The sequence below is a fragment of the Microbacterium sp. EB106-03-03-XG65 genome (assembly GCF_058791955.1).
Genome location: NZ_JBYTEB010000001.1, coordinates 828,856 through 850,616 on the forward strand (window position 1 = coordinate 828,856; position 21,761 = coordinate 850,616).

Sequence of the window (21,761 nt, forward strand, 5' to 3'; positions counted from 1 at the left end):
CGGCCACGACAGATAGGAAAACGCATGCGCAAGCACATCGGAGTCGGCGCACTCGCTCTGGCCGCGGTCGTGGTCCTGGCGGGCTGCTCCGCCGGCGCCCAGGACGGCGGCGACGACGCGGCATCCGGAGACGGCGCCGAACTCGTGATCTGGACGGATGCCGAGCGCGAAGCTGCGATCACCGCAGCCGCCGAGGCGTTCGAGGAGGAGACCGGAGCCAAGGTCACCCTCGTGCAGAAGAACTTCGAAGACCTCCGCAACGACTTCATCGCGCAGGTTCCGACGGGTGAGGGCCCCGACATCACCGTCGGCGCCCACGACTGGCTCGGCGCCCTCGTCGCGGCCGGAGTCGTCGACACGATCGATCTCGGCGACAAGGCCTCGGAGTTCGAGCAGGTCGCCCTCGACGCCATGACCTACGACGGCCAGCTCTATGCGCTGCCCTACTCGCTCGAGACCATCGCGCTGATCCAGAACACCGACCTCGTCGGTGCCGAGGCTCCCGCGACGTGGGACGACCTGATCGCGAAGGGCGTCGCCGCCGGAACCGAGCGCCCGGTCGTCATCAACACCGCCGGAGAAACGGGCGACGGCTACACGATGTATGGCCTGCAGACGTCGTTCGGCGCTCCCGTGTTCGTGCAGGACGACACCGGCTCGTACACGACCGAGGTCGGCATGGGCGGAGCACCCGGCGAGGCCTTCGCGACGTGGCTCGGAGCCAACGGCGCGAACGGCACCGGCTACATCTCGACCACGATCGACTACGACATCAACAACGAGCTGTTCGCGTCGGGCAAGGCTCCGTACACGATCCAGGGTCCGTGGGCGATCAGCGCCTTCGAGGGCGTCAACGTCGCCGTGAACCCGATCCCCTCGGCCGGTGGCGAGGCGGCGGCTCCCTTCGTCGGCGTGCAGGGCTTCTACCTGTCGAGCAAGAGCAAGAACGCGCTTCTCGCTCAGGAGTTCCTGACGAACTACCTCGGCACGGAAGACGCGCAGCGCGCGCTGTACGAGGCCGACCCCCGCATCCCCGCGTGGTCGACGCTCGCCGACGAGGTCTCGTCCGACCCGATCACGGCCGGCTTCGTGGCCTCCGCGCAGGGTGGCGTGCCGATGCCGTCGATCCCCGAGATGGGTTCGGTGTGGGATCTGTGGAACGCCGCGCAGGTGCAGATCATCAACGGCGCCGATCCCGTGTCGACGTGGAACACCATGGTCGCCGACCTCGAGACGACTCTCGCCGGCTGACCCGACTCCATGCCCGGTCGTTGAGCGAGGACGCGAAGCGACCGAGACGAGACGCGTCATCGCACGCGGGCGCGTTTCGTCTCGCTTCGCTCGCTCAACGACCGATGCATCGACAGGACTGATGACATGACGATCCAGGCACCGCCCACCGAGGCGCCCACCCCCGTGGTGAAGCCCTCGCGTGAATCCCACGCCCGCCGCTTCCGCGGTCTCGGCTGGGGTTTCCTCATCAAGCTCGCGCTCATGGCGCTGGTCAATGCCTTCGGCATCATGACGGCCATCTCGGCGTGGAGCGCCGAGTCGTGGATCGTGCTCGGCGTCGTCGTGCTGCTCGTGGTCATCGCCGACTGGGTGTATTTCACCCGCAGGGCGCTGCCCCTCAAATACCTGCTGCCCGGGCTGATCTTCCTGCTCGTGTTCCAGGTCTTCATCTTCGGTTACACGGCCTACATCGCCTTCACGAACTACGGCACCGGCCATGTCGGCACGCAGGAGCAGGCGGTCGAGGCCGCGCTGATCCAGGGGGAGCGCCGCGTCGAAGGCTCGTCCGAGTACCCGCTGTCGATCGTCGAGCGCGGCGGCGAGCTCGGCTTCGCGATCGTCGACGACGACGGCGACGTGCAGGTCGGCTCCGCGACCGAGCCGCTCACCGACGTCTCCGGAGCCGAGGTCGGCACCACCGGCGCCCCGAGCGAGGTGCCGGGCTGGACCGTGATCCCGCGAGCGTCGGTGCTCACCGACGCGACCCTGGGCGCGACGATCCAGGACCTCCGCGTTCCGGTCTCCGACGACCCGAACGACGGCTCGATCCGCACCCGCGAGGGATCCACCGGTTCGGTGTACGAGCCGACGCTGGTGTGGGATGCCGAGGCGCAGACCATCACCGACACGCAGTCGGGCACGGTCTACACCGCCACAGAACTCGGCGCGTTCGTGGCCGAGGACGGCACGGCGCTTCCGACCGGCTGGTCGGTGAACGTCGGCTTCGCCAACTTCCTGAAGCTCTTCACCGACGCGAATCTCGCGGGCACTCTGCTGAGCGTGACCGTCTGGACCTTCGCGTTCGCGATCCTCTCGGTCGTCCTCAGCTTCGCCGTGGGGCTCGGCCTCGCGATCGTCTACAACGACCCGCGGGTCAAGGGTCGCCGGTTCCTGCGAGCGCTGTTCATCCTGCCCTACGCGTTTCCCGCGTTCATGGCCGCGCTGCTCTTCCGCGGCATGTTCAACGCCGAGTTCGGCGTGATCAACGACCTGTTCTTCTTCGGCTCGAGCATCAACTGGCTCGGAGATCCGTGGCTCACCCGAGCCGCCGTGATCTTCGTGAACGTGTGGCTGAGCTACCCGTACTGGTTCCTGGTGTGCACCGGTGCGCTGCAGTCGCTCCCCGGCGAGACGCTCGAGGCCGCCGAGATCGACGGCGCCAACAAGCTGCAGCGTTTCCGCGCGATCGTGCTGCCGCTGCTGCTCGTCTCGACGGCGCCGTTGCTGATCGCCTCGTTCGCCGTGGCGTTCAACAACTTCACCGTGATCTACACCTTCAACAACGGCGGGCCCGCGATCGCGGGAGCACCGTATGCACTCGGATCGACCGACATCCTCGTCTCGGCCATCTACGACGTCTCGGGCGTCTCAGGCGGTGCGGCCGACTACGGCCTCGCGAGTGCGCTGTCGATCGTCGCCTTCATCGTGGTCGGTCTCATCTCGGCGCTGAGCTTCCGACAGACCCGCAAGCTCGAGGAGTACCAGTGATGAGTGAGACCAGAGTCGTCGTGACCGGTTCGTCGAAGGACGCCCAGGCTGCCCGCGCCGGTGCGCGTCGACGGCGGTGGTGGAGCGACGTCGGCTGGAAGTACATCCTCGCCGCGGTCGTGCTCTTCTTCGCCGCGTTCCCGCTCGTCTACGTGCTCTCGGCGTCGCTCAACCCGAACGGCAGCCTCGCGGCATCCAGTGCACTGTTCAGCGCCTTCGATCCCGCGAACTACATCGCGCTCGGGGAATCGCGCTACTGGGTCTGGTTCGGCAACACGCTGCTCATCGGCGGCGTGACCGCGGTCGGTTCAGTGCTGATGGGCGCCTGCGGCGCGTACGCGTTCTCGCGGTTCCGCTTCAGCGGGCGGCGGGCCAGCCTCACGACGCTTCTGGTGCTGCAGATGTTCCCGCAGGCGCTCGCGTTCATCGCGATCTTCCTGATGCTGCAGACGATCGGCGACGTCGTGCCGGCGCTCGGCATCAACTCGAAGATCGCCCTGATCTGCGTGTATCTCGGCGGCGCACTCGGTGCGAACACCTTCCTGATGTACGGGTTCTTCAACACGATCCCGGTCGAGATCGACGAGTCGGCGAAGATCGACGGAGCCTCGCACGCGCAGATCTTCTGGCGGCTCATCATGCCCCTGGTCGTGCCGATCCTCGCGGTCGTCGCGCTGCTCGCGTTCCTCGCGGCCTTCGGCGACTTCATCCTGTCGAAGATCATCCTCACGTCCGAGGACAACTGGACCCTCGCCGTCGGCATGTACCAGTGGGTCTCGAACCAGCTGACCTCGCGCTGGGGGCTCTTCGCCGCCGGTGTCGTGGTCGCCGCCGTGCCCGTGCTCGCGCTGTTCTTCTCGCTGCAGAAGTACATCGTCGGCGGGCTCACCCAGGGATCCGTCAAGGGCTGATCCTCACCTCCACCGCTCGAAAGGCCGTCATGCACCGTCGCACGCGTTCCCTTCTCTCCACCGCCCTCGCCACGGTGACCGTGGTCGCCCTCATCGGGGTGGGGCTGCCGGCCTCGGCCTCCGCGTCATTCGCACCCGCGGCTGTCGCCGTCGCCGAGCCGGTCGATGCCACCATCACCGTCCCCCGCGTCGAGAACCTGCCCGACGACTTCATCGGCGGCGTCGACGTCTCGTCGGTGCTGGCGCTCGAAGCGTCCGGTGTCGTCTTCCGCGACGAACAGGGCGCACCCGGCGACCTGTTCGAGATCCTTGCTGATGCCGGGGTCACCGACGTGCGCGTGCGGGTCTGGAACGACCCGTTCGACGCGAACGGCAACGGCTACGGCGGCGGCGATGTCGACGTCGATCGGGCGATCGAGATCTCGCAGCGCGCGACGGATGCCGGACTCGGTGTGCTCGTCGACTTCCACTACTCCGACTTCTGGGCCGACCCCGCGAAGCAGCAGGCACCCAAGGCGTGGGAGGGGATGACGGCTGATCAGGTCGCCGCAGAGGTGGGCGTCTTCACCCGCGATGCGGTGCGGCGTCTGGTCGATGCCGGCGTTGACCTGCGCATGGTGCAGGTCGGCAACGAGACCAACGGCGGAGTCGCCGGAGTGCGCGGCTGGGACGACATGGCGAAGGTGTTCTCGGCCGGTTCCGCCGCGGTGCGCGCCGAAGCGCCCGACACGCTCGTCGCGCTGCACTTCACGAACCCCGAGCGCGCGGGCTTCTACGCCGACGTCGCGGCTCAGCTCGACCGTCGTGATGTCGACTACGACGTGTTCGCGTCGTCGTACTATCCGTTCTGGCACGGGACGCCCGAGAACCTCACGTCGGTGCTCTCGCACGTCGCCGAGACCTACGGCAAGAAGGTCATGGTCGCCGAGACCTCGTGGGCGTTCACGCTCGACGACGCAGACGGCCACGGCAACGTGATCGACCTGCCGTCCGAGACGACGGAGTATCCGGTGAGTCGCCAGGGGCAGGCGGATGCGGTGCGAGCGGTCGTCCAGGCCGTCGCCGACGTGGGCGAGGCCGGGCTCGGGGTCTACTACTGGGAGCCCGCCTGGCTGCCCGTCGGCCCGCCCTCGCAGCTCGAGCAGAACAAGGTGCTGTGGGAGCGCGACGGGTCGGGATGGGCGTCGAGCTTCGCCGGCGAGTATGAGCCGGAGGATGCCGGGCACTGGTTCGGCGGATCCGCGTGGGACAACCAGGCGCTGTTCGGCTTCGACGGCACGGCATCCGACGTGCTGAACATCTTCTCGTACGTGCGCACCGGCGCTCGGGCTCCGCGAGCGGTCGAGTCGGTGCAGCCGGTCGCGTTGCCGCTGACCGAGGGCGACGCGGTCGAGCTTCCGGCCGAGGTCACCGTGCTCTACAACGACGGGTCATCCGAGCAGCAGTCGGTCACGTGGTCGACGGCCGTCGACTTCATCGAGGGCGTCGGCGAGTACGCGATCGCGGGAGTGACGGATGCGGGCCTCGCGGCGTCAGCAGTCGTGACGGTCTCGGCGCGCAACTTCCTGCGCAATCCCGGCTTCGAGGACGCCGACACGAGCATGTGGACGGTCACCGGGTCGGGTCTGTCTCTGCGTGCGTGGGACGACCCCCGCAGCGGCACGCACTCGGCGCACTTCTACTCGGCATCCGCATACTCATTCGACCTCTCGCAGACCGTGACCGGGCTCCCGGCGGGGTCGTATGTCGCACGGGCGTCGCTGCAGGGCGACGGCGAGGGCGCCGACGGGCGTGCGTCGCTGTCGCTGTCGTCTTCTGCCGTCTCCGGATCGCCCGCGCCCTTCGGCCTCGACGGCTGGCGGGTGTGGTCGACGCCGACGACGCAGGCGCTGCAGGTCGGTGCCGACGGAACGGCCGTGGTGCGCGTCTCCGCGGTACTGCCGGCGGGCGCGTGGGGCACGATCGACGACCTGGAGCTCGTGCGCGAACCGGTTCCGGGTGCCGACACCTCGGCGCTGCGGGAGCGGCGGGATGCTGCTGCAGCACTCGACCTCGCAGCGTACATCGAGTCGTCGACGGCCGCGCTGCCCGGTGCGGTCGATCGCGCGGACATCGTGCTGGCCGCGGCGAGCCCGAGTGTCTCTGCTGTCGCGGGCGCGCAGGACGCGTTGGATGCTGCCGTCGACGCCCTCGTCCTGAAGGATGCGGCGACAGCAGCACCGGCCCGTGGCGTGCTGTCGCACGACAACGGCCACGACACGGGCCTGCTCGACGGCGACTACACGGTCACGATGAACCTGTGGTGGGGGCAGAACGCCACCAAGCTGCGTGTGTTCGAGAACGGGGAGCTGATCGAGACGGTGCCGCTCACGTTCGGGGGCACGTCGGCGCAGGTCGCCCGCCTCGCCCTGACCGGCAAGAAGAACGGGTCGTACGTCTACACGGGCGAGCTCGTGAACTCTCGCGGCGTGACCGCGGTGCAGCCCGTGACTGTGAAGGTGAAGGATGCCGCGCCCGGCACGCCCGTGCTCTCGGCGGACAACGGGGACGGCGACGGCTCGTACACAGTGACCGCCGACATGTGGTGGGGCACGAACGCGACGTCGTACCGCCTGTACGAAGACGGCGTGCTGCTGAAGGAGGGAGCTGTAGTGGCGAACAGCCCCTCCGCCCAGCGCGTGTCGGTGGCCGTCGACGGCCGGTCTGTCGGCACGCACACGTACCGCGTCGAGTTCGTGAACGCGACCGGGAGCAGCGAGAGCAAGACGCTGACGGTCAAGGTGACGCGCTGACGGGATCCCCCGGGGCGACCTCGCCCCCCGGTTGGGGTTGTGGGTGGGATGCCGGGTGGCGCGCAGCATCCGTGCGTGGATGCCGCCTCGGCTCCTGTGACCCCGTCGAAACCGACACCAACTGTGACCCGAGCCCGCGATCGGGGCCCACACGGCGCACGACAGGCGGATGCCGCGGCATCCGGTTCGGGTCCGGATGCCGCGGCAGTCGCAGCGATTACTTGCTGAGGAAGTCCTTCAGCGCGGCGTTGACCTCGTCGGCGTGCGTCCAGAGCAGGCCGTGAGGAGCGCCCTCGACCTCGACGTAGGTCGCAGCCGGAACGGCCTGGTGGAAGCGGCGAGCGGTCGCATCGATCGGCAGGATGTTGTCCTTCGTGCCGTGCAGGATGAGGGTCGGCTTCGCGGCGTCGCGCACGGCCTCGACGTCACCGCGGAAGTCCTCGATCCAGCTCGGGACCACGGCGTAGGCGGCGACGGGGGCGCTGCCGATCGCGACGTTCCAGCTGCCCGTGACGGCCTCCTGGCTGATGCGCGATCCGAGGTTCTCGTCGAGGTTGTAGAAGTTCTTGTAGAAGTCGGTGAACCAGGCGAAGCGGTCGCCCTTGGCTGCGGCCTCGATGCCGTCGAAGACATCCTGCGGCACGCCCTCGGGGTTGTCGTCGCGCTGCACGAGGAAGGGCTCGAGCGAGGCGAGGAACGCGAGCTTGGCGACGCGCTCGTGGCCGTACTTCGCGACGTAGCGGGCGAGCTCGCCGGTTCCCATCGAGAATCCGACGAGCACGACGTCGCGCAGGTCGAGGGTCTCGAGCACGGTGTTGAGGTCGGCGGCGAAGGTGTCGTAGTCGTAGCCGACGTTGACCTTCGACGACTGACCGAAACCGCGGCGGTCATAGGTGATGACGCGGTAGCCCTGGGCGAGCAGCTCGCGGGTCTGGCGCTCCCAGCTGTGTCCGTCGAGCGGGTAGCCGTGGATCAGGACGACGGGCTGACCCGAACCCTGGTCTTCGTAGTAGAGCTCGATCGGGGCGCTGTTCTCGTTTCCGACGGTGATGTAACCCATGATCCTGATCCTTTGCGGTCTGGTGAGAACGGGCGTTCTCGGTTGATGTTCTCCACAGTAGAGAACGCTCGTTCTCATGTCAAGTACACTGGAAGAATGACCGACGGAACACTGCGTGAACAGATCCTCGCGGCGGCTGACGAGCTCTACTACCGCAAGGGCTACGCGGCTGTCGGCATGGATGAGCTGCGAGCGGCGGCCGGCGTGTCGCTGCGTCGGCTCTACGCACTCTTCCCCTCGAAGACCGACATCGTCACGGCTGTCCTCGCCCGCAAGCACGGGGAATGGGAGTCGGGACTCACGCGGGCGGTGGCGGAGGCCGGGGCTGACCCGCGCGACCGACTGCTCGCCGTCTACGGGTACCTCGAGGACTGGTTCTGCACCGATGACTTCCGTGGCTGCGCGTTCATCAACGCCTTCGGCGAGCTCGGCGGCACGAACCCCGAGGTCGCCGAGATCGTGCGCGACCACAAGGCGTCATTCCAGGCGTACATGGCCGACCTCGTGGTGGATGCGGGGGCGCCTGCGTCTCTCGCGGCGCAGCTGTCGATCCTCGCGGAGGGTGCCCAGAGCACCGCGGCGATCGCCGCCGACCCGCAGGTGGCTGTGCAGGCCCGCAACGCCGCCGAGGTGCTGATCGACGCGGCCGTCGCAGCCTGAATCGAGCCCCCCGTCGAGCCGGCCCTGGCGGCTGCGCCCGCCCCGATGGGCGGTCTTCTCTGTGAGGGGCGGAGGGACGCTGTCGCAGCATCCGCCCGTGGGGGAGTTCTCCGCCCGACGGGGGTGGCAGGGGAGGGGTGGCCAGGGAGGGGTGGCCAGGGACGGGTCGCAAGAACTGGGGAATCCAAGTCTTATTGCTAGCCTGGCTAGCTGTTCGCCTGGCAAGAGTCAAGGGTCTGTGTGAGAGTCGCTCCCGCGCGTAGCGTACGTGCATGGAATCCCGGACGCAGGACATCGCCCGCCAGTCGGCCATCATCGCCTCGGCCACCTTCATGCTGATCGCCGCAGCCGTCGGCTCCGGCGCGTTCGGCGGCACCTCGGTCAGCGAGTTGCAGGACGGAGCCCTGTCGGCGCAGGGCTCATACCTGGCGCCGGCCGGCCCCGCCTTCTCGATCTGGTCGCTGATCTACATCGGGCTCATCGCCTACACGGTGTGGCAGGCGCTTCCCGCGCAGCGGGCGGACGAACGTCAACGTGCAGTCGGCGGATGGATCGCCGCATCCATGGTCCTGAACGGATTGTGGCTGGTGACGGCGCAGTTCCTGTCGCTCCCCCTGACCGTGCTCGTGATCGCCGTGCTGCTCGCGACGCTCGCGCGAGTCATCGTGATTCTCGGGCGCAGCCGCGCCCGCACCTGGCCCGAGCGCGTCGTCGTCGACGGAGCGAACGGCCTGCACTTCGGCTGGGTCACGATCGCGACCGTCGCCAACACGGCGGCATGGTTCACCCAGATCGCCCCCGCGAGCTGGGAGGAACAGGCCGAGATATGGGCCGTGGCGGTGCTCGCAGTCGTGCTCGTGATCGGAGTCGCCAGCGCACTCGTCACCAGACGTCTGGCGCCGGCGCTCGCGACGGCCTGGGGTCTGAGCTGGCTCGCCGTCGGCCGCCTCACGGGTGAGCCCGAGAGCACTGTCACAGCGATCGCCGGCATCATCGTCGCCGTCGTGCTCGTCGCCGCCGGCATCGTGGGCGGGGTGCGCCGGTCGCGGATCAACGCTGCTGCCGCGTGACTCTCCGCACGGTCGCGAATAGCCTGAGCTCATGACAGCTGATCAGAAGACATTCGAGGCGCCGATCGGCGTCGAGGTCAAAGGGGAGACGTGGAGCTGCGTCGAGATCCCCGGATCCGCGGAGTTCTTCGGAACGGGTAAGACGGTTCGGGTCGACGCCCTGATCGACGACGTGAAGCTCGAGAACGTCGGAGCGATGGTCACGGGTACCGGCGCCCACATGGTGTCGCTGAACGCCACGGTGCGGAAGTCGCTGGGCAAGGACATCGGCGACACGGTCGCGGTCACCATCACTCGCCGGTAGCCGACGCCCCGACGCGCGAGCGCCCTCAGACCACGAGCCGGTAGCCCATGCCCGATTCGGTGAGCAGGTGCGCCGGGGCGCTGGGCGCGGCCTCGAGCTTCTTGCGCAACTGCGACATGTACAGGCGGAGGTAGCCCGAGTCGGACACCTGCTCGCTGCCCCAGATCTCCTTGAGCAGGTCCTGTCGGGTGACCAGTGCTCCAGGATGCCGGGCGAGATGCTCGAGCATCCGCCACTCGGTCGGCGTCAGGTGCACGCGGGTGCCGGCTCGGGTGACCGTCTTCGTCGCGAGGTCGACCACCACGTCGCCGAACCCGACCGTGGATTCGCCGCCCGCCGGCACCGCCCGACGGGACAGCGCCCGCAGCCGCGCGAGCAGCTCGTCGACCTGGAAGGGCTTGGTCACGAAGTCGTCGGCTCCGGCATCCAGCGCCTCGACCTTGTCTGCCGACCCGGTGCGGCCCGACACGACGATGATCGGCACAGTCGTCCAGCCGCGCAGCGCCTGGATGACCTCGATGCCGTCGAGCCGCGGCATGCCGAGGTCGAGCATGATCAGGTCGGGATGCGTCTGCGCGGCGGCGGCGACGGCGGCGGCACCGTCGGAGGCGACGACCACCTCATACCCGTGGGCGGCGAGCGTGATGCGCAGCGCGCGCACCATCTGCGGGTCGTCGTCGGCGATGAGGAGCTTCACTCCGTCTCCTCCTGCATGGGTTCGGGGTCGGCGGCCAGAGGCAGCGAGATGACCATGGTGAGCCCACCGCCGGGGGTGTCCTCGGGTGTCAGAGTACCGCCCATGCCCTCGGCGAATCCGCGTGACAGAGCGAGGCCGAGTCCGAGGCCGGTGGTGTTGTCGGTGTCGCCGAGGCGCTGGAACGGCTGGAAGATCTCGTCGCGCATCTCGGCGGGAACACCGGATCCGCGGTCGATCACGCGGATCTCGGCGCGCTCGCCGAGGGCGCTCGTCGAGACGATGACGCGGGCGTCGGCGGGGGAATGGCGGTGCGCGTTCGCGACGACGTTCACGAGCACCCGCTGCAGCAGCACCGGATCCGCCGAGACGGCGGGCAGATCGGCATCCAGAGCCAGCTCCACGTCGCCCGGTCCGAGGCCCAGCTCATCCACCGCCGCGAGCACGGGACCCGCGACATCCAGTCGCATGCTCGAGACGGCGAGCACCCCCGCCTGCACCCTGCTGACGTCGAGCAGATCCGTCACGAGCGACGACAGAGTGGCAAGGCTCTCGTCGGCGGTCGCGAGCAGCTCTTCCCGGTCGGATGCCGACAGCGTGTGCGCCCCGCGCAGCCCGCCGATCGCGGCGACGGCCGAGGCGAGCGGGCGGCGCAGGTCGTGACTGACCGCCGACAGCAGGGCGGAGCGCACCTGGTCGGTCTCGGCGAGGGCGGCGGCCTCCCGCGCCGTGGCCCGCAGATCCGTGTGCTCGATCGCCGCCGCCAGCTGGGCGACGATCGCATCGAGCAGACGTCGGGCGGGGGTGTCGAGCGGTTCGCCGTGCAGTTCGAGCACGGCGGCAGTCGCTCCTGCGCCCACCGGAATCGTGGTGGCCCGACCGTCGGGCACGGGTTCGCCGTCGCTGGCCAGCACCTCGCCGTCGGGCGAGAGCAGGCGCACGCCGGTGAGACCGAACGCCTCGCGCGTGCGGCTGACGAGGGCGAGCACGGCGTTGTCGCCGCGCAGCACGTTGCCCGCGACGGCGGCGAGCAGCTCGGCCTCGGCCGCGGCGCGTTGAGCGGTGCGGGCCCGGCGGGCGGCCTGGTCGACGATGATGCTCACGAGAATGGCGATCGTCACGTACAACGCGAGAGCGAGCACGTGCAGCGGATGCGCGATCGTGATGGTGAAGAGCGGCGCGACGAACAGGAAGTCGAGGGTGACGCCCGACAGCACCGCCGCGAAGACGGCCGGGCGCACTCCTCCGACGAGCGCCACGATCACGACGAGCAGCTGGAAGGCCAGCACCTCGACCGTGATCGACTCGGGGCTGCGGAACGCGAACATCGCCCACGAGAGCAACGGCCCGAAGACGAGCGCCACCGCGAACCCGAGCAGCTGACGCCGCCAGCCCAGCGCCCCGCCGGTGATGCGGGGGAGAGCGACCCGACCGCCCGCGGCGGCATGCGTGACGATGTGCACGTCGATGTCGCCCGAGCGGCGGATGACCTCCGAGCCGATGCCCGGGCCGGTGAGTGCTGCGGCGAGACGCCCGCGGCGGCTGACGCCGATCACGAGCTGAGTGGCATCCACCCCGTGTGCGAACTCGACGAGTGTGCCGGGGATGTCGTCGCCGATGATCTGGTGGAAGCTGCCGCCGAGCGATTCGACGAGCGACCGCTGCGCCGCCAGGGCGCCGGGTGTCTCGTCGCGCAGACCGTCCTGCGCCGCGATGTGCACCGCGAGCAGCTCGCCGCCGGCCGAGCGGGCGGCGATGCGGGCGCCTCGGCGCAGCAGCGTCTCGCCCTCGGGCCCGCCGGTGAGCGCGACGACCACCCGCTCGCGCGCCTGCCACGTGCCCTCGATGCCGTGGTCGGCGCGATAGCTGCGCAGCGCGCTGTCGACCTCGTCGGCGAGCCACAGCAGCGCGAGCTCGCGCAGCGCCGTGAGGTTGCCGAGCCGGAAGTAGTTCGACAGCGCGGCGTCGATGCGCTCGGCCGGATACACGAGCCCGGCCGACAGACGGTCGCGCAGCGACTGCGGCGCCAGGTCGACGACCTCGATCTCGTCGGCCGCGCGCACCACGGCATCCGGGATCGTCTCGTGCTGTGCGATGCCGGTGATCTTCTCGACCACGGCGTTCAGCGACTCGATGTGCTGCACATTGACGGTCGTGACGACGTCGATGCCTGCGTCGAGCAGTGCGCTGACGTCCTGCCAGCGCTTCGCGTTGTGCGAGCCGGGGGTGTTGGTGTGGGCGAGCTCGTCGACGAGCGCGATCTCGGGGCGCCGCGCGAGCACGGCATCCAGATCCATCTCGCTCAGCGGCACGCCCCGGTGCAGATCGGTGCGACGGGGAACCTCGGGGATGCCGATGGTCTGCGCCGCGGTCGCCGCGCGCTCATGCGTCTCGACGATCGCGATCACGACGTCGCGGCCCTCGTCGAGCAGCCGGCGTCCCTCGACGAGCATCTCGAAGGTCTTGCCGACTCCGGGGGCTGCACCCAGCAGCACGCGGAGTCGGCCGCGCCGCGGCATCCGCTCTGCCGTCATCAGCCCTCCTGCTCATCGAGCGCGAGATTGAGTTCGGCGACGTTGATGCGTTCTTCGCCGAGGAATCCCAGATCCCGCCCTTGAATTCTAGACTCGACGAGGTCGCGCACCTGCTGCTCCGCGAGGCCCCGCTCGGCCGCCACCCGCGGCACCTGCAGCAGGGCGTAGGCGACGCTGATGTGCGGGTCGAGGCCCGAGCCGGATGCCGTCACGGCGTCGGCCGGCACGGCATCCGCGCTCACGCCTTCGCGCTCGGCGATGGCCGCCTGGCGATCGCCGATCGCCGCCACGAGGTCGGGGTTCTCCGGCCCGAGGTTGCTGCCGCTGGACGCGGCTCCGTCATAGCCGTCGCCGGCGGCCGAGGGACGCGACTGGAAGTACTCGGGCAGCGCCTCGCCGTCGGCGTCCGTGAAGGACTGCCCGATCAGCGCGCTGCCCTTGTCGTCGGCCAGCGGCGAGCCGTTCGCCTGGAACGGCAGCAGCAGCTGACCGATGCCGGTGACGACGAGCGTGTAGCCGACGCCGAGCACGAGGGTGAGCACGAGCATCGCGCGGATCGCGACGCCGGTGGTGCGGGCGACGGTGCGGGAGGAGGACATGGGATGCCTTTCGAAGAAGTCGGTCGTTGAGCGAGGAGCGAAGCCCCGAGACGAAACGCAGAGGCGGATGCCGGTCAGAAACCGGGGATGAGGGTGACGGCGAGGTCGATCAGCTTGATGCCGATGAACGGCGCGATCACCCCGCCCAGGCCGTAGACGAGCAGGTTGCGCTGCAGGATCTGCGACGCGCTCGCCGGCCGGTACTTCACGCCTCGCAGCGCGAGCGGGATGAGGAAGACGATCACGATCGCGTTGAAGATGATCGCGCTGGTGACGGCGGATGCCGGTGAGTGCAGCTGCATGATGTTGAGCGCCGCGAGTCCGGGAAAGACCCCCATGAACATCGCCGGGATGATGGCGAAGTACTTGGCGATGTCGTTCGCGAGCGAGAACGTGGTGAGGGCTCCGCGGGTGATGAGCAGTTGCTTGCCGATGCGCACGATGTCGATGAGCTTGGTCGGGTCGGAGTCGAGGTCGACCATGTTGCCGGCCTCTTTCGCGGCCGATGTGCCGGTGTTCATCGCCACCCCGACGTCGGCCTGGGCCAGTGCCGGGGCGTCGTTCGTGCCATCGCCGGTCATGGCGACGAGTCGGCCGCCCTCCTGCTCGCGCTTGATCAGTTCGAGCTTCTGCTCGGGCGTCGCCTCGGCGAGGAAGTCGTCGACGCCCGCCTCCTTCGCGATCGCGGCGGCCGTCAGTGGATTGTCGCCCGTGATCATGACGGTGCGGATGCCCATGCTGCGCAGCTCGTCGAACCGCTCGCGCAGGCCGTCTTTCACGATGTCCTTGAGGTGCACGACGCCGAGCACACGTCCGCCGCCCGCCTCCGCCCCCGAGCGAGGAGCGAAGCCGTCTGTTTCGGTCGTTGAGCGAGGAGCGAAGCCGTCTGTTTCGGTCGTTGAGCGAGGAGCGAAGCCCCGAGACGAAACGCGGTGAGCTGCGTCGAACACTTCCTCACCGCGTTTCGTCTCGCTGCGCTCGCTCAACGACCGGGTCTCGCTGCGCTCGCTCAACGACCGGGTCTCGCTGCGCTCGCTCAACGACCGGGTTTCGCTGCGCTCGCTCAACGACCGGGTGGTGGTGTCAGGCAGCTTCACGGCGACCACCAGGGGGGTGCCGCCGCTCGAGGCGACACCGTCGGTCAGCGCGGTCAACTCGGCATCCGACTCGAGTCCGAGCCACGCACTGATCGCGGAGCCTGCGCCCTTGCGGATCTGTGTGCCGTCCGGCAGGTCGAGCCCCGACATGCGGGTCTGTGCGGTGAACGGCACGGTCACCGCACCGGCGGGTTCGTCGACGTGGATGCCGTGCGCGGCCGCCAACGCGACGATCGAGGCGCCCTCCGGCGTCGGGTCGGCGAGCGACGACTGCGCGGCGAGAGACAGCAGCTCCTCGGCGTCGACGCCCGACAGCGGCAGCACCTCGTGAGCCTGGCGGTTGCCGTAGGTGATGGTGCCGGTCTTGTCGAGCAGCAGGGTCGTGACGTCACCCGCGGCCTCGACCGCGCGGCCCGACATCGCGAGCACGTTGCGCTGCACGAGACGGTCCATGCCGGCGATGCCGATGGCCGAGAGCAGGGCGCCGATCGTGGTCGGGATGAGGCACACGAGCAGGGCGATCAGCACCGGGATGCTGACGGGCGAGGCCGCGTACGACGCGATCGGGTTGAGGGCGAGCACCACCACGACGAACACGATCGACAGGCTCGCGAGCAGGATGTTCAGCGCGATCTCATTGGGGGTGCGCTGGCGACTCGCGCCCTCGACGAGTGCGATCATGCGGTCGACGAACGTCTCGCCGGGCTTCGAGGTGATGCGCACGACGATGCGGTCCGACAGCACGCGGGTACCTCCCGTGACGGCGCTGCGGTCGCCGCCCGACTCGCGGATGACCGGGGCGCTCTCGCCCGTGATGGCCGATTCGTCGACGGTCGCGATGCCCGCCACGATGTCGCCGTCGCCGGGGATCAGCTCGCCCGCCGTGACGATCACGATGTCGTCGCGCTGCAGCTCGGCCGACGAGACCTCGGCCGTCTCGGTGCGCTCAGCCGTCGCATCCGCACCTGCGTCGTACCGCACGACCTTGCGCGCCATGGTGCTCGTACGGGTCTTGCGCAGGCTGGCGGCCTGGGCCTTGCCGCGGCCCTCGGCGACCGACTCGGCGACGTTGGCGAACAGCACGGTCAGCCACAGCCAGATCGCGATGCCCCATGTGAACGGGGCCGGCACCGGGGTTCCACCCGAATCGGCGGGGCCGCCGAGGAACGGCTCGGCGATCGCGAGCACGGTGGTGAACGCGGCGCCCACCCAGACGAGCAGCATCACGGGGTTGCGCACGAGAGACGCCGGGTTCAGCTTGCGCAGTGCGCCGGGCAGGGCCCGGGTCAACTGGGCCCAGCCGAACGACCGGGCGGGGGCTGCGGGCTCGGAACCGGATGCCGCGGCATCCTGCTGTTCCGAGGGTGTTTCTGATGGCGTGGTGATGAGGGTCATGTCAGACGAGTCCTTCAGCGAGGGGTCCCAGTGCGAGCACGGGGAAGTAGGTGAGTGCCGTGATGATGACCGCGACGGCGGTGAGGAGGCCGACGAACTGCGGTCGGTGCGTGGGCAGGGTGCCGGTGTTCTCGGGCACGCGCTGCTGCGAGGCGAACGACCCGGCCAGGGCCAGCACGAGCACGATCGGGATGAACCGGCCGAGCAGCATGGCGACACCCAGCGCGGTGTTGAACCAGGGGGTGTTGGCGGTGAGGCCGGCGAAGGCCGAGCCGTTGTTGTTCGCCGCCGAGGTGAAGGCATAGAGCACCTCGCTCATTCCGTGGACGCCGGGGTTGAGGATGCTGGTCGACTCGACATCCGATCGGATGCCGGGGATCGCGAAGCTCAACGCGGTGCCGGCCAGCACGAGAGTCGGCGTCACGAGGATGTAGAGGCTCGCGAGCTTGATCTCCTTCGGGCCGATGCGCTTGCCGAGGTACTCGGGAGTGCGACCCACGAGCAGCCCGCCGACGAACACCGCGATGATCGCGAGCACGAGCATGCCGTAGAGACCGGTGCCCACGCCGCCCGGGGCGACCTCGCCGAGCATCATGTTGAGCATCGGCATCATGCCGCCGAGTGCGGTGTACGAGTCGTGCATCGAGTTGACCGCACCGGTCGAGGTCAGCGTGCTCGCACTGCCGAACAGCGTGGAGCCGAGGATGCCGAAGCGCACCTCCTTGCCCTCCATCGCGGCACCTGCGAGTTCGGGGGCGCTGCCGCGTCCGGCGAGTTCGAGGGCCGAGAGGGCGAAGGTCGAGACCAGGAAGATCGTGCCCATAACGGCGGCGACCGCGTAGCCCTGGCGGTTGTCGCCGATCATGCGGCCGAACGTGCGGGGCAGCGCGAACGGGATCACGAGGATCAGCAGGATCTGCAGGAGGTTGGTCCATCCGGTCGGATTCTCGAAAGGATGCGCAGAGTTGGCGTTGAAGAAGCCGCCGCCGTTCGTGCCGAGCAGCTTGATGGCCTCCTGCGAGGCGACCGGACCGCCGGGGACCGTCTGCGTACCGCCCGAGATCGTGGTCACATCGGTGAAGCCGGCGAAGTTCTGCACGACGCCGCCCGCGATCAGGGCGATGGCGCCGAGCAGGGCGATCGGCAGCAGGATGCGTCCGAGTCCGCGGATCAGATCGACCCAGAAGTTGCCGATCGTCGTCGAGCCCCGGCGGGCGAAGCCGCGGATCAGCGCGACCGCCACGGCCAGGCCGACGGCGGCCGAGACGAAGTTCTGCACCGTGAGTCCGGCGAGCTGCACCGTGTAGCCCATGGTCTGCTCGGGAGAGTACGACTGCCAGTTCGTGTTCGCCACGAACGACGCCGCGGTGTTGAATGCGAGGCCCTCGGGCACGGCGGGCAGGCCGAGTGATTCGGGCAGGAAGCCCTGCAGGCGCTGCAGCAGATAGACCAGCAGCAGGCCGACGACCGAGAACGCGAGCACGCTGCGTGCGTAGGCCCGCCAGGTCTGCTCGGATGCCGGGTCGACGCCGATCAGGCGGTAGAGGCCGCGCTCGGCCTTGAGGTCACGGGGGGTGCTGAAGACACGGGCCATGTAGTCGCCGACCGGGCGGTAGAGCAGCACGAGGGCGATGACGAGCACGGCAGCCTGCAGGATGCCGAACCAGATGCCGGCGCCCATCAGAACTTCTCCGGGGCGACGAGGGCCACCACGAGGTAGACGACGGCGGCCACGGCGAGGGCGGCGCCGATGATCTCGAAGACGATCACAGGCGTTCCACCCCCTTCGCAACCAGGGAGACGAGGGCGAACAGCGCGAGAGTCAGCGCGATGTAGATGATGTCGAGCACGAGACTCGATACAACTCCCGTGCTGACCGGTATATGACGATCCTCACGCTTTGCCTACAGCGGCGTGCGTGATGCATGCGAGTTGCTCACGCCCCGGGGATGTGGGCGGGTGGGGTGGTGTGGCCGGGAGGTGGATGAGCGCGCCGTGGGATGCGGTGGATGTGCCTGCCCGTGGTGACGCTTCCCTGGGACGAGGACTGAGCTGCCTTCGCCGGATCCCACCGCGACCGGATCTACACTCAGCGAGTGAGTACGACGCGACGGCGGCTGGGAGCAGGGACGATCATCGTCCTGGTGCTCATCGCCGCCGCCGCGCTCTGCCTGATCACGGGACTCCTGCCGGGGCCGGATGCGGGGGCGCTCGGTGCACGGATCGCACCCGTGCTCGGATTCGTCGTCGCGATCACGATCGTCGCCGAACTGGCCCGGGATGCCGCGGTGTTCGACGTGGTCGCGCAGCGCCTGGCGCGCTGGGGGCGCGGGAGGGTCGTGCTGCTGTGGATCGCCGTCGTGCTGCTCGCGGTCATCAGCACCGTGTTCCTGTCGCTCGACACGACCGCCGTGATCGTGACCCCGGTCGTGGTCGTGCTGGCGCAGAGCGTCGGCCTGCCGCCGCTGCCCTTCGCGCTCGTCACGGTGTGGCTCGCCAATACGGCCTCCCTCGCGCTGCCCGTCTCGAACCTCACGAACCTGCTGGCCGCCCGATCGATCGGCGACGAGCCGTTCGCGTTCCTCGCCCTCAGCTGGGCGCCGACGATCGTCGGTGTGCTCGTACCGGTCGCCATCCTCACGGTCGCCCACCGTGGCACGCTGTTCGGCTCCTATCGCGCGCCGCGCGGAGTCGCGGCATCCGATCGGGTGCTGTTCTGGGGTGCCGCCGGGACCCTTCTCGTGCTCATGCCGCTTCTGGCCCTCACGCACGATGTGTGGATCCCGGCGACAGGCGCGGCACTGCTGCTCATCGCCCTGTTCGCGGTGCGCCGACGCCATGTGCTGCGGCCGTCTCTCGTGCCGTGGCAGGCGATCGGGCTCGCTGCGGCGCTCTTCGTGATCGTCGAGACGGCGCATGCCGCCGGCATCCTCGATGTCCTGGCATCGCTGCGGACCGAGGGGCACGGGCTCGGCGAGATCCTGCGGCTCGCGGCGGTCGGCGCTCTCGCCGCGAACGGGATCAACAACCTCCCCGCCTACCTGGTGCTCGAGCCCGCCGCAGGCGACCCGGTCGCCCTGATGGCACTGCTGATCGGTGTGAACCTGGGCCCCCTCGTCACGCCGTGGGCCTCGCTCGCGACGCTGCTCTGGCACCATCGCGTGGTGTCGCTCGGGGTCGAGGTGCGCTGGTCGCGGCTGATGCTGTGGGGCGCGGCCGTGGCGGTCCCGACGGTGGTGCTCGCATCGCTCGCCCTCGCGATCGTCTCGGGATGAGCGATGGCCGGTGTGCGGAGAGGCAGCGACTCAGTTCAAGGGGATCTGGGGAAATCCGGGCGCTGAAAGGGGAGTCGCGCCGTCTGTGAGCCGCTGCCCCGTCTCACGACGCTAGGCGTAATCGCTCGTCGGCAGTGAAGTTTCAGTCTCTGATGTGTAGTGCGCGGTTGCGTCGCGGGCATACTCTGTGCCAGTGGACGATGTCAGCGCTCCTCTGCCGATCCGGCCGCGGCAGCTGATCCGCGACCAGGTCTTCGCCACGCTCGCCGAAGAGATCATCACGGGCGTGCGGTCGCCTCAGGAAGAGATCCGCGACCAGGACCTCCAGGCGGAGTACGGCATCTCGCGCACGCCCATCCGTGAAGCACTCAACCGACTCGCCGACCTCGGACTCATCGAGGTGAGCACGAACCGCTTCACGCGCGTCGCCCCGGTCGACCTGAACGCGCAGGCGGATCGCGTCGAGACGGCCGTCGCGATGATCGGCTACTGCGCGGTCAAGGTCGTGCCGACCTACAGCGATGAGCAGGTGGCGACGATGCACGCTCACATCGACGGCATCCTCACCACCGACCTCGCCTGGACCACGAACCGCGCAGGACTCGCGCTCTGGTACGCCCTGTGGGGTGAGCTCGTCCTCAGCGCGCACAACCAGACGATGGTCGACATCCTCGACGGACGCCTCGCCATGCATCTGACGAGGACCGTGCCGAACCAGCCCGTCGCCGACGATCTCATGGCGTACATGCGTTCGGCGCTCGAGCAGCTGCGCGGACTGCTGCGCGATCGCGATGGCGAGGGCATGCGCCGGGTCATCGAGCCCCTCTTCGAGCGCTCGGTGATCGCGCCGCTTCGGGCTGAAGCCGCGGCTGAGTGACCATGTCCGACGAGCGGAGCGACAGACTGCTCTCGACTCATCTCTTCGGAGGGACAGTCCCTTCGTTTCCGGTGATCAGGTCGCGGGCGGATGCGGTCGTCGACTCGCTCGCGAGCTCGATCGAGTCCGGTGAGCTCGGTCCCGGAGACTCCCTGTCGGTGACGGCTCTGGCGCAGCGCCTCGACGTCGCGGCGGCGACCGTGCGCTCGGCGCTCACCGTGCTCGACGCCAAGCATCTGGTGGAGCATCGCCCGAACCGCGCCTCCGTCGTGGTGCGGCCCAGCCCCTCGTGGTTCGTGGCGGTCGCCGCGGAGTGCTCGGGGCTCTCGATCGCCGCCGCGGATCTCGGAGTCGTGGCTGCGACGGATGCGCAGGTCGAGGCCTTCTCGCGGCGGGCGACCGAGGTCGCGGGGCTCTGGTCGACCGGCGATCAGGATCAGGTCGTGGGCGCAGAGGGGCTGTGGGACCTGCTCCACCTGCTTGCGGAGTTCTCGCGCAACCCGTACCTCGTCGAGCTGCACGCGTCGAAGCGCACAGCCCTGGTGCTCGGCATCCGTTCGCTGAGCAGGTCGCGGAATCCGGCGATGCTGAGATCCGCCGTCGACGCGCTCGCCGCGGCCGTGAGCAGTCGAGACCGCCACGAAGCCGTCGACATCGTGCGCGACCTCTTCATCTTCGTGATCGACGGTGTCACCGAGCTCTGAGCGGGTTCAGCCCTGCCACTCCTCGGCCAGGATGCCGTAGTTCATGCCGTCGAGCCATTCGCCCGATCGGTGCAGCGCGGTCTTGCGGCTGAACTCCTCGCGCCGCATGCCGAGGCGTTCCATCAGCCTCCATGACGGCTCGTTGTCGGCGAAGCATCCGGCGTGCACGCGCCGAAGCCCCATCGTGCCGAAGCAGACGTCGATCACCGCGCGGATGGCCTCGGTCGCGTAACCGCGTCCGGTGTGCGCGGGGTCGAGCACCCAGCCGAGCTCGGCTTCGACCCCCTTCGCCTGATCGGCGACCTCGAGCTGCGCCCAGCCGTCGCCGAGCCTGATCATGATGTCGCCGATCGGGGTCGCCTCGCTGTCAGCGCCCGTGAGCTCCACGAGGTGCATCGAGCCGAGTCGGCCGGGGTCGAGGTACCGCTCGCGGAACTCCTCGACCGTGGCCGGTGCGAGTCCGAGCCACCGGTTCACCTCTGGCAAGCGACGCCACTCCCACACCGCGTCGATGTCGGATGCCGTCATCGGCCGGATCCGCAGCCGTTCGGTGTGAACGGGCCAGGCGTCGGTGCGCGCAGAGGTCATCGTCCCAGCCTATTCACGCGGGGTGATCCGGGACCTCTCCTGGGTTGGCACCTGTTGTCGCTCTATGGCTCGCATTCCGGCAACAGGTGCCAACTGAATGGGTGGCGTTGTGCGTGAGCTGGCACCTGTTGTCGGAATGGGCCTCGGGATGCGGCAACAGGTGCCAACACGGCCCGCGTCACTCCCGCCAACCCAGCCCCC

Annotated in this window: 18 protein-coding genes; 10 read left to right on the forward strand and 8 right to left on the reverse strand. The window is 69.1% G+C overall.

What is annotated here, in order from left to right:
• Positions 1 to 24 precede the first annotated feature (24 nt).
• From AC3WS6_RS03975 to AC3WS6_RS03990, 4 genes are all read left to right on the forward strand, one after another.
• The gene (locus AC3WS6_RS03975) at positions 25 to 1,251 is read left to right on the forward strand and encodes a sugar ABC transporter substrate-binding protein (RefSeq protein WP_492499772.1); all 1,227 of its coding nucleotides are present in this window, start codon (positions 25 to 27) and stop codon (positions 1,249 to 1,251) included.
• Positions 1,252 to 1,377: 126 nt separating this feature from the next.
• Positions 1,378 to 3,000 carry an ABC transporter permease subunit gene (locus tag AC3WS6_RS03980; protein ID WP_492499773.1) on the forward strand — a complete coding sequence of 541 codons (1,623 nt, stop codon included), beginning with the start codon at positions 1,378 to 1,380 and terminating at the stop codon, positions 2,998 to 3,000.
• Entirely contained in the window at positions 3,000 to 3,911 is a 912-nt protein-coding gene (locus AC3WS6_RS03985) for a sugar ABC transporter permease (protein WP_492499774.1), read from the forward strand. Before AC3WS6_RS03980 ends, AC3WS6_RS03985 begins: the two co-directional genes overlap by 1 nt.
• A gap of 29 nt (positions 3,912 to 3,940) precedes the next feature.
• Positions 3,941 to 6,703: a glycosyl hydrolase 53 family protein gene (locus tag AC3WS6_RS03990; protein WP_492499775.1), complete on the forward strand. Its 2,763-nt coding sequence runs from the start codon at positions 3,941 to 3,943 to the stop codon at positions 6,701 to 6,703.
• 217 nt (positions 6,704 to 6,920) lie between these two features.
• Here AC3WS6_RS03990 and AC3WS6_RS03995 read toward each other — a convergent pair whose 3' ends face one another.
• Entirely contained in the window at positions 6,921 to 7,763 is an 843-nt protein-coding gene (locus AC3WS6_RS03995; RefSeq protein WP_492499776.1) for an alpha/beta fold hydrolase, read from the reverse strand.
• Between the two features lie 96 nt (positions 7,764 to 7,859).
• On the opposite strand from AC3WS6_RS03995, the gene AC3WS6_RS04000 reads away from it, so the two are divergent.
• The 3 genes from AC3WS6_RS04000 (at position 7,860) to AC3WS6_RS04010 (ending at position 9,797) form a co-directional block, all read left to right on the forward strand.
• Positions 7,860 to 8,423 carry a TetR/AcrR family transcriptional regulator gene (locus AC3WS6_RS04000; RefSeq protein ID WP_492499777.1) on the forward strand — a complete coding sequence of 188 codons (564 nt, stop codon included), beginning with the start codon at positions 7,860 to 7,862 and terminating at the stop codon, positions 8,421 to 8,423.
• A 272-nt stretch (positions 8,424 to 8,695) separates the two neighbouring features.
• Positions 8,696 to 9,493 carry a TspO-related membrane protein gene (locus AC3WS6_RS04005; RefSeq protein WP_492499778.1) on the forward strand — a complete coding sequence of 266 codons (798 nt, stop codon included), beginning with the start codon at positions 8,696 to 8,698 and terminating at the stop codon, positions 9,491 to 9,493.
• 31 nt (positions 9,494 to 9,524) lie between these two features.
• Positions 9,525 to 9,797: a DUF1905 domain-containing protein gene (locus AC3WS6_RS04010; protein WP_492499779.1), complete on the forward strand. Its 273-nt coding sequence runs from the start codon at positions 9,525 to 9,527 to the stop codon at positions 9,795 to 9,797.
• Between the two features lie 25 nt (positions 9,798 to 9,822).
• Here the strand turns inward: AC3WS6_RS04010 and AC3WS6_RS04015 are convergent, their stop codons facing one another.
• From AC3WS6_RS04015 to kdpF, 6 genes are all read right to left on the reverse strand, one after another.
• Positions 9,823 to 10,494: a response regulator gene (locus tag AC3WS6_RS04015; protein WP_492499780.1), complete on the reverse strand. Its 672-nt coding sequence runs from the start codon at positions 10,492 to 10,494 to the stop codon at positions 9,823 to 9,825.
• Positions 10,491 to 13,010, reverse strand: a complete 2,520-nt coding sequence (locus tag AC3WS6_RS04020) for an ATP-binding protein (protein WP_492501442.1) — start codon at positions 13,008 to 13,010, stop codon at positions 10,491 to 10,493. Before AC3WS6_RS04020 ends, AC3WS6_RS04015 begins: the two co-directional genes overlap by 4 nt.
• Before the next feature lie 14 nt (positions 13,011 to 13,024).
• Positions 13,025 to 13,624, reverse strand: a complete 600-nt coding sequence (gene kdpC, locus AC3WS6_RS04025) for a potassium-transporting ATPase subunit KdpC (RefSeq protein ID WP_492499782.1) — start codon at positions 13,622 to 13,624, stop codon at positions 13,025 to 13,027.
• Between the two features lie 74 nt (positions 13,625 to 13,698).
• The gene (kdpB, locus tag AC3WS6_RS04030; RefSeq protein WP_492499783.1) at positions 13,699 to 16,116 is read right to left on the reverse strand and encodes a potassium-transporting ATPase subunit KdpB; all 2,418 of its coding nucleotides are present in this window, start codon (positions 16,114 to 16,116) and stop codon (positions 13,699 to 13,701) included.
• Between the two features lies 1 nt (position 16,117).
• Positions 16,118 to 17,797, reverse strand: coding sequence for a potassium-transporting ATPase subunit KdpA (gene kdpA, locus AC3WS6_RS04035; RefSeq protein WP_492499784.1), 1,680 nt, complete (start codon positions 17,795 to 17,797; stop codon positions 16,118 to 16,120).
• Entirely contained in the window at positions 17,797 to 17,886 is a 90-nt protein-coding gene (kdpF, locus tag AC3WS6_RS04040) for a K(+)-transporting ATPase subunit F (protein ID WP_375087795.1), read from the reverse strand. The genes kdpA and kdpF overlap by 1 nt, the downstream gene beginning before the upstream one ends.
• 326 nt (positions 17,887 to 18,212) lie before the next feature.
• Between kdpF and AC3WS6_RS04045 the strand changes: the two genes are divergently transcribed.
• From AC3WS6_RS04045 to AC3WS6_RS04055, 3 genes are all read left to right on the forward strand, one after another.
• Complete coding sequence (locus AC3WS6_RS04045; protein WP_492499785.1) at positions 18,213 to 19,391, forward strand: SLC13 family permease; 1,179 nt, start codon at positions 18,213 to 18,215, stop codon at positions 19,389 to 19,391.
• A 193-nt stretch (positions 19,392 to 19,584) separates the two neighbouring features.
• On the forward strand, positions 19,585 to 20,268 hold the full coding sequence (locus AC3WS6_RS04050) for a GntR family transcriptional regulator (RefSeq protein ID WP_492499786.1): 684 nt from the start codon (positions 19,585 to 19,587) through the stop codon (positions 20,266 to 20,268).
• 71 nt (positions 20,269 to 20,339) lie between these two features.
• Positions 20,340 to 20,972 carry a GntR family transcriptional regulator gene (locus AC3WS6_RS04055; protein WP_492499787.1) on the forward strand — a complete coding sequence of 211 codons (633 nt, stop codon included), beginning with the start codon at positions 20,340 to 20,342 and terminating at the stop codon, positions 20,970 to 20,972.
• Between the two features lie 6 nt (positions 20,973 to 20,978).
• On the opposite strand, the gene AC3WS6_RS04060 is transcribed toward AC3WS6_RS04055, so the two are convergent.
• Positions 20,979 to 21,560: a GNAT family N-acetyltransferase gene (locus AC3WS6_RS04060; RefSeq protein WP_492499788.1), complete on the reverse strand. Its 582-nt coding sequence runs from the start codon at positions 21,558 to 21,560 to the stop codon at positions 20,979 to 20,981.
• Positions 21,561 to 21,761: the final 201 nt, after the last annotated feature.